Origin of the sequence: Mesorhizobium sp. M1A.F.Ca.ET.072.01.1.1, assembly GCF_004023325.1 — a bacterium.
Lineage (GTDB): Bacteria > Pseudomonadota > Alphaproteobacteria > Rhizobiales > Rhizobiaceae > Mesorhizobium.
In genome coordinates this window covers 1-11,648 of record NZ_RZSF01000218.1, presented here as the reverse complement: position 1 = coordinate 11,648, position 11,648 = coordinate 1, and the positions used below count along the sequence as shown (strand labels likewise).

Sequence of the window (11,648 nt, the reverse complement as noted above, 5' to 3'; positions counted from 1 at the left end):
GCCGTGAAGCGCAGCCCGTCATAGATCGCCGTCCTCATCGACTCGCGCGGGAGAGGCGAAGAGCGAACCTTCCACTTGCAGCGCCATATCGTGCCCAAAGGGACCAAATAGGTGAGGGTGGTCACGCTAAAAGCTGCCAAAAGCCCAAACGAGGCAACCACGATGCCGCCGAGCGCCGGGCCCACGGTCCGGACCGTGTTGAAGCCGACGGAGAGCAGGGTCACGGCGGCCGGGACATCGCGGCGGTCGACGATATCGCCAACCGAGGCCTGCCAGGCGGGATCGTGAAGAGCACCCCCGCATGCGATCAGGAAGCTGAAGCCGAGGATCATCCACGGACTGACAAAGCCCAGCGCCACAACAGCGGTCAGCATCGCAGATCCTATCACCATCAGGCACCGGCCGGCGAACATGACCCTGCGACGGCTGAAATTATCGGCGAGGGCTCCGGCGAAGACGGACAAGATGAAAGCGGGCAGGTTCGATGACGCCTGCACCAGCGCAACCATCAGATCGGAAGTCGAGATCGTCGCCATCAGCCAGCTGATGGCGACAGTCTGCATCAACCAGCCGAGAGAAGAGACCTGGGTAGCGAGCCAGATCGAACGAAAGGTCGGCTGCATGAGGGGCGCAAACGTCGCCGGCGCAGCCAAATCTTCAACTGATCCAGCCACTCTACTCATTTTTTGCGAGCCTTTGCTTTCCGTTATCGGCCGTCTCGCATGTAATCTCGACTGAACCGTGGCGGCTGGCAAAATTGAGAGAAACTCTTTTGCCTCCGACGAATGCGGCCACAGGTGGCAACCGGCAATGCGGTCGCGCCGAACAGCCCACCAAGAATGATTGAGGCGGCGACGAGCGGCACATCCCAGAATCTACGGCCAAAACTTGAGTAAAGACGGAAAATCCGCTTCGAGCTGGCGCTTGCGGTCGACGATGTCGTCGGCCGAGATCGAGATCCAGCGCAAGGGTTAATCGCTGCGCATAATCATTGCTTCAAGCGCGGCTGCATCGAAAGCTTTTCGAGCAGTTGGTGGATGGGCCTCACCACGCAATACCCTGCAGACAGGCGTCCATCGCTGCCTTTCCGTTTTCTCGGTCTGACGATGAAGATCATGCAGCAGGATAGCGGCAGCATCACTAACATTGAACACGATGCGCTCTGAGCTATGGCGGCTAACCCGAACACGACCCGCTTCTCAAATCTGCTAAATCTCGACGCAATGCCGTCTCGACGTACCCGCGCCTGGCCACTGCCTCAAACGTCGCCGCGAACACCCGCTCCTTCTCCTCCCGAAACCAGCGCCGGCGCCGCTCGACCGACGTGATGCTTCGTCACAGGGCTACTGCCAGTGCTTGCACAAGGATTTGCGGCCTTCAGCCTACCTGAGCAAGGCGGCCGTCCCCGTCGAGATTCGAGACAACCAGACCATCGCCGCCAAGGTGCCGGTCTTGCTATTCGAGTACCTGCTTCTGACCAAACGGCTTCGCAGCAATGCCAGGAATGTCGTCAATCCGGACAGGTTTCCCGATTAAATAGCCCTGAGCTTCATCACATCCGACGCGGCGCAGACAGTCGAGCTGTTCGGGAGTTTCGACGCCTTCGGCCGTCACCTCAATTCGAAGCTCATGCGCCAACTCAACCAATGATCTCACAATCGCGGCGCAGTCCGCATCGGTGAGCAGATCCTGGACAAAAGATCGGTCGATCTTGAGCCGCGAAAGAGGCAATTTCCGAAGATAAGTGAGTGATGAATAGCCAGTACCAAAATCGTCAAGAGCAACTGTTACGGACAGCGAACTTAACGATTGTAATAACGAAATTGTTTCTTCAAAATTCGAAATTAGAACATTTTCTGTAATCTCGACCTCCAGTCTCCGGGGCTCCAAAGCGGCTTCAGCCAAGGTCTCTAAAATTCCATCTAGCAAGGCCTTGTTCTTAAGCTGCACTGCCGACAAGTTGACGGAGACCCGCAAGTCGCGCGGCCAGCGCGCAGCCGCCGAACAAGCCGTTTTGACAGCCCAGTGTCCGATGGAGTGAATCAAACCCGTTTCTTCGGCGATAGGTATGAACTCCGAGGGAGGGATCGCGCCAAGGGTCGGATGCTGCCACCGCAGAAGCGCTTCAAAACCTCGGATGCGATCGCTCCCGAGATCGAGAAAGGGTTGAAATGCAAGCCAAAGCTGGTCACTGGCGAGCGCAGATGCCAGATCGCGTTCAAGGGCATGGCGCCTTGTGGCAGCTTCATCGTCGTTTGCGCTGAAAAACTGGATGGAACCCGTCCCCAGCGTCTTGGCCCTGTGTAGCGCGGTGTCGACGCAGCGCAGGAGTTGATTGGCATCCAAACCATCAGTGGGCGCCAAGGCGATACCGATAGAGGCCCTGCAATATATTTCGCGTCCTTCAATCATGAAAGGGGTGCGCATGCCATCGATGATCTGTTTGGCTAAGGACCTGATTTGATCTGGCCTAATATCGCACGTGACGATTATAGCAAATTCGTCGCCCTCCAATCTCGCGATGCCATCGCTCTCCCGCGTCGATTTCCGAAGTCTCGCAGCCACTTCGACCAAAAGGGCATCCCCTATTGCGCGGCCAAAGCGATCGTTCACCTCGTCGAAATTGTTAAGATCGAACAAGAGTAACGCAAAGTGCTGGTCAAACTGCTTTGCGTCCACCAACGCGTTTTCCAGCCGCTCGTTGAAGCTGAACCGGTTTGGCAAACTCGTTAGAACATCCCTGCGAATGGCATTTTCGCTTTCCGCTTGCAGAATGCAGCGTCGGGTAAATTCGGACGCGTGAGCAAGCACGGCACGAAACAGCGTGATGGCGTAGCTCACCATCAGGATTGCGACGGGCAGATTGACGGCTCCATCCAGCCACACAATCGCAACCGCTGAACCGACGAAGATCGGCAGCGTATACGCGATGGCCGCAATAGGAATCGTGGAAAAAGAAGCGGCACCGCCTGCGATCATGCCAGCGCTCAGGCAGGTAATGACAACCTGGGCGGCACTCGTTGCTCCTCCGAAGAACAGAACGGGAAGTGCACCCCACCAAGTGCCGAACAGGAAGGCGTTTCGCACCAGGTTTTGCGTTGTCCGGCGAGACACTGACCTTGGTTTGACTGACTGAAACGATGATCTCGCTCTTAGGCCTACGAACCCAGCGGCGGCGATGATCACACTCGCCCAGAGGATGGCTTTCGTCTGGTCGGGCGAGCCCCAAACCGCGATAACAAAAGTGGCCGCATTGAGTATGTTCGCAACCATGCCAAGAAGCGTGCTGCGAAGCACGATACTGACCTGCTCCGCCCTGATGCGGCCGGCAAGCGGTTCGATCGTTGAGGGCCCGCCAAAAACACGCAGGTCTCCCGCCAGGAGGTCGCCGAGCCTTGCGGCAGACAGACGCTGCATCACTCCTTCACTCCCCCGCGGTAGAGTAGTCAGCTGCGTATTGGTCGGTCCCCTAACACCGAACAATTCTGAAAAAGTAAATTTCAACCGCAAATTTGGACAGCCCAGTTGGGAAGCCAAGGGTTTTGGAAATTCGAAGATAGTGAAAACGCGATGCTCCCTTAGGTCATCGCCGAGCTAGCCTGATCCAGGTTTTCGCAATTATGCCCGTTAGCCCTCCGCCTTGTATTCGGTTAACCAAAAGAACCGCAGGCTTTGCTGCCAAAGCACGCTGGCACAGAAAATCTACACTATGCGCCTTGAGGACCTTCGGCTTCCCCTGTCGGATCAGCCGGGCAGCATCGTTATTGTCCGGTAGCCCCCTGCAGCCATGCTGAGCTCTCACCCTTTGAAGGCTGACAACTCGACGAACCGTCCCGAGGTCCGGCAGACACAGGAGGCCTTCTCCACGATCATGTCAGCGCTGCGGGACGTAGGCGAGTTCACTGTGGATCGCAGACATGCCGGTCTCGATCTGCTCGAAGGCGAAGCCGGAGATCCCGCCTTTCAAACGGCACCTGGCCAACAAACAAGCCGGGACGATCAGGCGGCCGCCTTTTTGCGGCTCCTCTTTGCCGGTGCGGCCTGTTGGGCCTCATTGGGTTTTCTGCCGAGGCCCATGGTCTTCGCCAAAGCTGAGCGCGCGGCGGCATAGTTCGGGGCAACCATCGGATAGTCTGCCGATAGTCCCCATTTCGCCCGGTATTCTTCGGGCGTCAGACCATAGTGGGTCGCCAGATGCCGCTTCAGCGACTTGAACTTCTTTCCATCCTCCAGGCTGATGATGTAGTCGGGCGTGACCGACTTCCTGATGGGAACGGCAGGCTTGAGGTCCTCAGGCTTCGCGACCGGGCCGCCCATCGTGCCCTTCAACGCCGTATGCACCTGACCGATTAGAGCCGGAAGCTCACCTACCGGGAGCGGATTGTTCGACACATAGGCCGACACGACTTCGGCGGTAAGCTCGATCAGGGCGTCAGTATTGTTTTCGGCTTCTTCTGTCACGCAATGCTCCTGCTTTGATAAACGGCGGCGGATCGGTTTTATTAATGAAGGCAGCCACAGAATGCAATCAAAGTCAGGGCTCCCGTAGCACTGGGTCCCAAATTGCGGGCCGAGGCACACGATGGTTCTACCCTGATGCCGACAGCTTCCGGCAAAAAAATCGGTCGGACCCGCCGAGGGGTTTTGCGGTTCATGAAACTGCTTTCGAGCAGAATGGGTTTCGTTTCGCCGCCTTTGACGGCCTCGAAAATCAACCTGCGCCGCGCATCTTAATGCCCTGATCCCGCAACCTCCCCTGGGCACCTGCGCCAAGGAGAAATCTTCGATCCAGCCCCTTGAACCGTCTCGGTCCGGACAGCACATTGCGATGGTTGCCGAGGAATGCTCGTGCAAAGCAGGGGTTCGCCAAGTGGGAGGAGCGCATGGATGCAGAGGACTTCGGGAGCCCTATTTTCGTGAAGCGTGCGACCTACATCGTCCAAGAGATTGCGAGCCTCGCGGACGCCATCGATTTCCTCAACGACTGGCCCGAGCATCAAAGAGATCTGACCCACCAGAGCGCCCTTCAGGCCTGCTATGACGCAGAGGAAGGGCACAAACCGTTAAGCGCCGCACACCATGGTTTTATCGATTTCGCCAGGCAGGTCGCCATCCTCGAAGATCCAATCTCTGCCATGCAGTGGATCGCCGCCTGCAAGAAGCGGCGCGCGTAGGGACGGGTGGATTGTAGCCAAGCTTGGGGGTATTCCGTTCAGATTTTCACCGAGCGCGGACACGGGCGGAAGAATCTCCATCATCGCTGGTAATTCCGGAAAGCCGGGATGACAGTGCTTACGGCGATCGGATAGCCGCCGAGGGATCGAGTTGGGCTTTCGGGTTCGCCTGTCTTTGTCACCTCGGGTGAGGCATAAAGCTGGGCCGAGCGGACCTTGCCGCACGACTTGAGGGGGAACGGTGAGTTGAGCAGATTTGAGCGGCCGGTCGTGGTCCAGGTAAGCCGCCACGCCGCGGAGCGCGTCGTGTTCGATGTCAATGACGCGGCCACGATCTTGCTGCGGGATCTCACGCGTGAAACGGAAAAGCGCAAGGCAGCGATGGACGCGTGTCTGCGCGTGTTGCGCGGTGAGAGCCATCCACCGGCCGCCCGCAGAGCTTTCGTCGCGGCCGCGCTTGAAGCAAAGATCCTGCGCGGCGATTGAAACTTGCGGCGCCCATTTGCGTCACTCCCTCTCTCCATTGCGATTGCCAGCGCCATGATCGCGCCTGGCGTAAGCCGAGCGATTGCGCGCTAGCTCCGTCGGGCCAGCAGCGAGCGCGGTTCTGCTTTCAAGGCGTCGCAATTCGGGTGCGCGGCTGAGCAGGCGCCGTTGGTTCCCGATCGATTGAACCGCTTTGCCACGGCGTAGGGGCAATACCCGCGTAAGAGGCGATCCGCCGGGGATTATCGAAATGGCGATATAGTGCCTCCGTCCACAAATCGTTGCGACCTCAGCGCCAATTCCCTTATGCCCAGGAGCATTTCGACCTGACGCTGGTTGGCTTTCTTGACCTGAGACCCAAGGAGCGCATTGCGTTCGGCTTCTACAGATTTGATCTCTTCGAGCAGCAGCTCCAGGCGATCCAGCTCTCGGCTGACCTGTCTTTTCAGGTGGGCAGGTAGGTCGCGCCCGTCTCCAGTCTTCAACTCGTCGAGGCGTTGCGGCGGCCTTGTAGCAGCCGCTTAACGCGGCCGCTACAGTTGTAGTGACGGCATCTCGCCTTCACTCACGCGCCAGATCCACGAACCGATTTGCGGACGCGCCTCGATCATGTCGTTCAGCATCAGCTCAAATTTGTCGTCGACTCCAACCGGCACAATGTAGAGAGCAATCGACTGACCGAGGCGCTGTACCATCGCGTTGGCGATCGGCTGCTCCGCCGGCAGGTTGTATCGCAATCCCTTGATGCTCTTGTCCTGCATCCTTGCGAGAGCGTCGACCAGCTTCCGCTCGTGGACGGAGTCGTACGGTATCCAGTTCTCGTTCACGACCATCACGGCGATTTCCTCGATCACCGCAAGCCCCGCCGCATTGACCCCAAACGTGGCAATGGCCATAAGATGGGAGCGGTCGTCCGCCTCCCATAACGAAAATTCCCGGTCAAAGCGCGTCCGCAGGCGACCATGCAAGTCACCGTCGACCATGAATGGAAAGCCCGGCATGTGGCGAATGACGAGCTTGTGGCCGGCACGGGCCGGCTCGAACTCCTTCACCTCGCCGACAAGGATCATCAGCTTGCGTGGACCCGATCCCGAAGTCGCCAGCGGCGCCAGCGCTTCGGCGCGACGCCTTTCGATCGCGTCTTTTTTCTCGGCTCTGAACGCCTCCGGCACATACAACGTCTCGGCAAGCGGGCGGCCCTTGACGATCATCTGCTTTGCAGCCTCACGCAGGTGCCATTGCACGTTCCACCAATGACGTTTTCCCGCCCAAAGCGATGTCCAGACCGTCAGCTCCGCCTCGTGCCACAGATAATGCAGCAGCCCGCGCAACGACAGCTTTTTCGCCTCACCCGAAACGCTGTCTGAGCCCGGACTAGCCTGCGGCGAGGCCGCGCGACTGCCGATCTTCGACAGGCTGAAATCCAGCTTTAGCGCCGCCATCCCGCTCTGCGGGTCGAGCTGTATGGCGCTGCCCATCAGGGCACCAAGACCCGAAAGCTCGTATGGCGACTCGTAAGACGCACAGGAGGGATCGTGCTCGCCGCCGCTGAGCGGCATGCGCTTGATCACGTAAAGGCTGCCCATGCGCGCGATGTACATGGGCAGACCGCCGCCCCGGCACATGCACAATGGCCGCTCGTGCCGTTGATGAGCGGCCGTCAGAGCTTCCTGAAGCTCAGGTGCATCCTCAAAGTAAAGCGAACCACCAATCCTGTATCGCCGCATCACCTCCAAAGCTCCAGGTCGCCACCGCATCCCTGTGTCCGTATTGAGTCACGGCTTTGCAGCGAGCGCAACCCGCTCGCTTGGATAATCGCGCGACCCAGAGCAGGGCAGTCGCCGAGTTTGCCTTCTTGCGAAGAATGACTGACGTAGCCGAGGCCTTCGGTGCGGATAATTGATTCCTATTGCATGAGCGATCGCTGCGTTGGCGCCCTTCCGGCATTGGCCGGCGCTGGAGAGGCAGAGGGGAGGCAGGGATGCGATGGCGGGTCGAGGCCAGGAGAGAGGCTCCCGGCACCCGTCGCGGAGAATGATCATGACCCATATGGAGATTCTGGCGCCGTCACGCACGACGCCCAACGGTTATAAGGTCGATGTCAGCCGCGGCCAGCGCATCGGGCGCGTGTCGTCGGAATGGTTCAACCGGCCTGCCGACGAACGCTACCTGTCGCTCACCGATCTCCACAATTCGGTGAAACGGCGGTCCGAACGCAGCAAGACCCGTATCGTGGAAAGCGAAGCGATCCGAGTCGAAGCGTCTCGCGACAATCCCGAGCGGCTGACGCTCCTACTGCCGGATGCCCACGCGCCGGTGGCGCCGACGCATTGGAGTTTTGGCCAGCTCGCCAGCCTGGTCGGTGCACCCGCGACGTATCTTCGGCAGCTTCCGGCCACGCTTGCCGGCATCAATCTGCAGTATGGGCTTTCCACGCACCGGGCCGAGCAGGTCAAGACACTCGAAATCGAGAACGGCCGCCTTGAGCTTCGAGCAGTTACTGGCCCGGACTACGGCAGGATTTTTGACCACGAACTCGTCGAGGCGGTCCAGAAGATCGCCGGCAACGGAACCGGCGACACACGCTGGAAAGTGCCCGGCGTGCTCGATTGGTCGACCAGCATTTACAACCCCAATGTCGACATCTCGAAGGACACGACCACGCTGTATGCCTCGGACCGCGACATCTTTGTGTTCCTGGTTGACGACCTCAACCCCATCGAAGCCGGCCGGTTGGCCAACGGCGAACCGGATCTCTACTTTCGCGGATTCTATGCCTGGAACAGCGAGGTCGGCTCGAAAACCCTAGGAATCGCAAGCTTTTACCTGCGTGCCGTATGCCAAAATCGCAATCTGAGGTCAATCCCATCGGGAACCCTCGCCCCTACCCGACGGCGTCGAGGATTTCCAGGAAATCACCATCCGTCACTCCAAATACGCCGCCTCGCGCTTTGCGCTGGAAGCCGAACCGGCGCTGATCCAGTTCGCGGAATCCTCGCCCATGCCCTTCGTCAACGGCATCAAGGCAGCGCGCGAGCGCGTCGTTGCCCGCAACGACGATGATCGGACGACATTCCTGCGCAAGCGCGGCTTCTCGAAAGGCGAATCCACCAAGATTATCGATGCTGTGCTCACCGACGAAGGCCATCCGCCGGCATCGGTGTTCGACTTCGTCCAAGGTATCACCCGCGTTGCGCGCGACAAGCAGCACCAGGATGTGCGGCTCGAAATGGAAGGCAAAGCCAAGAAGCTCCTCGACCTCGTTCACTGATCCCCGCCCAGCCGGCGATCCCACGTATCGCAAGCCGGCGTCCCTTTCATCGCCATTTCAAGGCGCCGTCCTCACAACCATGAGGGCGGCGCCTTTCGTCGTGACGGACCACGAGGTCGGAAGGCGGGCTTTCGATCGTCCGTCATGGAGCGCGACCCATGCATGATACCGCCAACACCCGAATGCCTCTGCTGACAGCTGACCAGCGCGAACGGTTCCTCGCCAACGGCCGCCAGAGCGATCGCGACCATGTCTCGGTGGTCAAGTTCTTCAATCCGGTCGGGATCCGCACCTGGCTTGCAACCGAGCTTGATGCTGACGGCGACATCCTAGGGCGTCGGAACCATGTCCGCATCCGCCGAACCGAGGACCGCGCCATGAGCGGTCGCCCCATTCTCCAGCTCTTCACCACTTTTGCCGAATTCGAGACCCTGCACGAGCGGCACGATCGCACGCGCAGCACCAGCAAGACGGTCACCGTCGATCGCCAGGCGCTCATCCACATCCTCATGGACCATGCCCGCGTGCTCGAGGCGCTGCGCAAGGCTGGACGAGTCGATGTCGCCGAACCGCATTGAGGCCGCCGGCTTGCGCCGGCGCGGCGGCCGCGAGAGGCAGAGGGCGGAGGGGAGGGTTCCTGACGGGTTTGGAGGTTCGGGGAGAGTTCCCGGGCCGCCCGTCATGGAGACCCTGACCATGGCAAAAAGCGCCATTCAGAAGATCGCAATGAATCCCTCGGAGAACATCGCCTACGACAAGCTGGTCCTGTCGCAGCAGAATGTTCGCCGGGTAAAGGACGGCGTCACCATCGAGCAGCTCGCCGAGGACATCGGTCGGCGAAAGCTCCTGCAGAGCCTGAACGTCCGGCCCGTGCTCGACGGAAACGGAGACGAGACCGGCAGCTACGAAGTGCCCGCCGGCGGCCGCCGCTATCTAGCGCTCGGCATTCTGGTCAAGCAGAAGCGCCTGGCGAAGAACGAACCGATCCCTTGCATCGTCAATCGCAGCGGAACGACCTCGGCCGAGGAGGACTCGCTTGCCGAGAACGTGCATCGCGAGAACCTGCATCCGCTCGATCAGTTCAGCGCATTCAAGGCACTGAGGGAGCAGGGGCTTGACGTGGAGGAGATCGCCGCCCGCTTCTTCGTGTCGGCGGCGACAGTCAAACAGCGGCTGAAGCTCGCCTCGGTCTCGCCAAAGCTGCTCGATTTTTACGAGAAGGACGAAATCCGCCTCGAGCAGATCATGGCGTTCTCGATCTCCGATGATCATGCGCGCCAGGAGCAGGTCTGGGAGCGCATCTCCGGCAATCCGCACATGCAGGAGCCCTATTACATCCGGCGCCTGCTGACGGAAACAACGGTTCGTGCCGATGATCGCCGCGCAGTCTATGTCGGCGCCGAGGCCTACGAAGCTGCTGGCGGCGTCATCCTGCGCGACCTGTTCGAGCAGGATTCCGGCGGCTGGTTCCAGGATGCGGCACTGCTCGAGCAACTGGTCTTCGACAGGCTGAAGATCGACGCCGAGACCATCCGCGCCGACGGATGGAAGTGGGTCGAGGCGGCGATCAGCTTCCCCTATGGCCACACCTCCGGCAGGCGGCGGGTCTATGCTGAGCCCGCGGAAATGAGCGCCGAGGAGATCGCCCGCTACGACGCGGTGAAGGCGGAGTACGATGCGCTCGACGCCAAGTATGCCGAGATGGAGGATGCCGACCAGGAGATCGAGGACAGGCTCGATCAGCTCGGCGCCGAGCTCGACGGATTTAGCGATCGCCCACATGTCTACGATCCGGCACAGAAGGCGATTGCCGGCGCCTTCGTCACGCTCGGCGCCAACGGCCAGCTCCAGGTCGAAGCCGGCTTCGTTCGTCCCGAGGATGAACCCCGCGTCGAGGTGGACGATGACGAGGAGGCCGACGGCAGGGCTCGCGACGCGTCACAGTTCGACGAGAACGGCGCCAATGGCGTCGTCGTCAACGGCCGGTCCACGAATGGCATATCCGAAGCGACCGAGGAGCCCGAGGAAGAAGGCATCAAGCCTCTGCCGGAACGGCTTGTCTTCGACCTCACCGCGCAGAAGACGCTGGCGCTGCGCAACGCGCTTGCGGGGAACGTCGACATCGCCTTCGTCGCCGTTCTCCATGCCCTCGTGCTGCAGGTGTTCTACCGCTTCGCCAAGGACAGCTGCCTCGAGGTCACTCTTGCGAGCAACAGTTTTGGCCAGGTCCAGGGCCTTGCTGAGACTGCTTGGGCCAAGGAGATCGCGGAGCGTCACGAGGCATGGGATAGGGATATGCCAGACAGCGACAAGCTCTGGGACTTCCTGCTCGGTCTCGATGAAGCGAGCCGCAAGGCGCTGTTCGCGCACTGCGCGTCGCTCTCGCTCAACGCCGTGGTCGAGCCGTGGAACAAGCGGCCAGGCGCGCTTGCCCATGCCGATGCACTCGCTGCCACGCTTGAGTTCGACATGGTGGAGGCTGGCTGGTCGCCCACGGTGGACAACTATCTCGGCCGCGTCACCAAGGCCCGGATCGTTCAAGCCGTGCGCGAGGGACGCGGCGAGGATTCCGCACAGCTGATCGACCACATGAAGAAGGACTTGATGGCACGCGAGGCTGCTCGCCTTCTCCAAGGATCGAGCTGGCTGCCTGAGCCGCTGCGCCTTGATGGCGACGAGGCGGTTGCCGATGCCGGCGAGACCGTCACCGATGACGT

At 60.3% G+C, this 11,648-nt stretch carries 9 protein-coding genes and 2 pseudogenes; 6 read left to right on the top strand and 5 right to left on the bottom strand.

Annotation, left to right across the window (positions count from 1 at the left end; all coding sequences use genetic code 11):
* Nucleotides 1-623 (bottom strand): MFS transporter (locus tag EOA32_RS25075; protein WP_245499378.1); only part of this gene is annotated, 623 nt, incomplete at its 3' end.
* A gap of 414 nt (nucleotides 624-1,037) precedes the next feature.
* Between EOA32_RS25075 and EOA32_RS40800 the strand changes: the two genes are divergently transcribed.
* Nucleotides 1,038-1,166 (top strand): hypothetical protein, encoded by a 129-nt coding sequence (locus EOA32_RS40800; protein WP_348632220.1) that lies wholly within the window; start codon nucleotides 1,038-1,040, stop codon nucleotides 1,164-1,166.
* A gap of 289 nt (nucleotides 1,167-1,455) precedes the next feature.
* Here the strand turns inward: EOA32_RS40800 and EOA32_RS25065 are convergent, their stop codons facing one another.
* Nucleotides 1,456-3,417, bottom strand: coding sequence for an EAL domain-containing protein (locus tag EOA32_RS25065; protein ID WP_128373154.1), 1,962 nt, complete (start codon nucleotides 3,415-3,417; stop codon nucleotides 1,456-1,458).
* A gap of 582 nt (nucleotides 3,418-3,999) precedes the next feature.
* The gene (locus EOA32_RS25060; protein WP_127386599.1) at nucleotides 4,000-4,461 is read right to left on the bottom strand and encodes a MucR family transcriptional regulator; all 462 of its coding nucleotides are present in this window, start codon (nucleotides 4,459-4,461) and stop codon (nucleotides 4,000-4,002) included.
* Nucleotides 4,462-4,883: 422 nt separating this feature from the next.
* On the opposite strand from EOA32_RS25060, the gene EOA32_RS25055 reads away from it, so the two are divergent.
* Together EOA32_RS25055 and EOA32_RS25050 are read left to right on the top strand one after the other, a co-directional pair.
* Nucleotides 4,884-5,174, top strand: coding sequence for a DUF982 domain-containing protein (locus EOA32_RS25055; RefSeq protein WP_128373152.1), 291 nt, complete (start codon nucleotides 4,884-4,886; stop codon nucleotides 5,172-5,174).
* 270 nt (nucleotides 5,175-5,444) lie between these two features.
* On the top strand, nucleotides 5,445-5,660 hold the full coding sequence (locus tag EOA32_RS25050) for a DUF982 domain-containing protein (protein WP_281015286.1): 216 nt from the start codon (nucleotides 5,445-5,447) through the stop codon (nucleotides 5,658-5,660).
* Nucleotides 5,661-5,832: 172 nt separating this feature from the next.
* Here the strand turns inward: EOA32_RS25050 and EOA32_RS40095 are convergent.
* A pseudogene (locus EOA32_RS40095) lies at nucleotides 5,833-6,160 on the bottom strand (transposase); the annotation flags it as partial.
* 33 nt (nucleotides 6,161-6,193) lie between these two features.
* Nucleotides 6,194-7,387 (bottom strand): DUF1173 domain-containing protein, encoded by a 1,194-nt coding sequence (locus EOA32_RS25040; RefSeq protein ID WP_128373150.1) that lies wholly within the window; start codon nucleotides 7,385-7,387, stop codon nucleotides 6,194-6,196.
* A 313-nt stretch (nucleotides 7,388-7,700) separates the two neighbouring features.
* Between EOA32_RS25040 and EOA32_RS25035 the strand changes: the two are divergent.
* The 3 genes and pseudogenes from EOA32_RS25035 to EOA32_RS25025 form a co-directional block, all read left to right on the top strand.
* Nucleotides 7,701-8,931 (top strand): annotated as a pseudogene (locus tag EOA32_RS25035) (DUF932 domain-containing protein).
* 182 nt (nucleotides 8,932-9,113) lie between these two features.
* A complete protein-coding gene (locus EOA32_RS25030) occupies nucleotides 9,114-9,509 on the top strand; it encodes a DUF2958 domain-containing protein (protein WP_128373153.1) in 396 nt (131 codons plus the stop codon).
* A gap of 118 nt (nucleotides 9,510-9,627) precedes the next feature.
* Nucleotides 9,628-11,648: ParB/RepB/Spo0J family partition protein (locus tag EOA32_RS25025; protein WP_145971346.1), on the top strand; the 2,021-nt coding region annotated here is incomplete at its 3' end.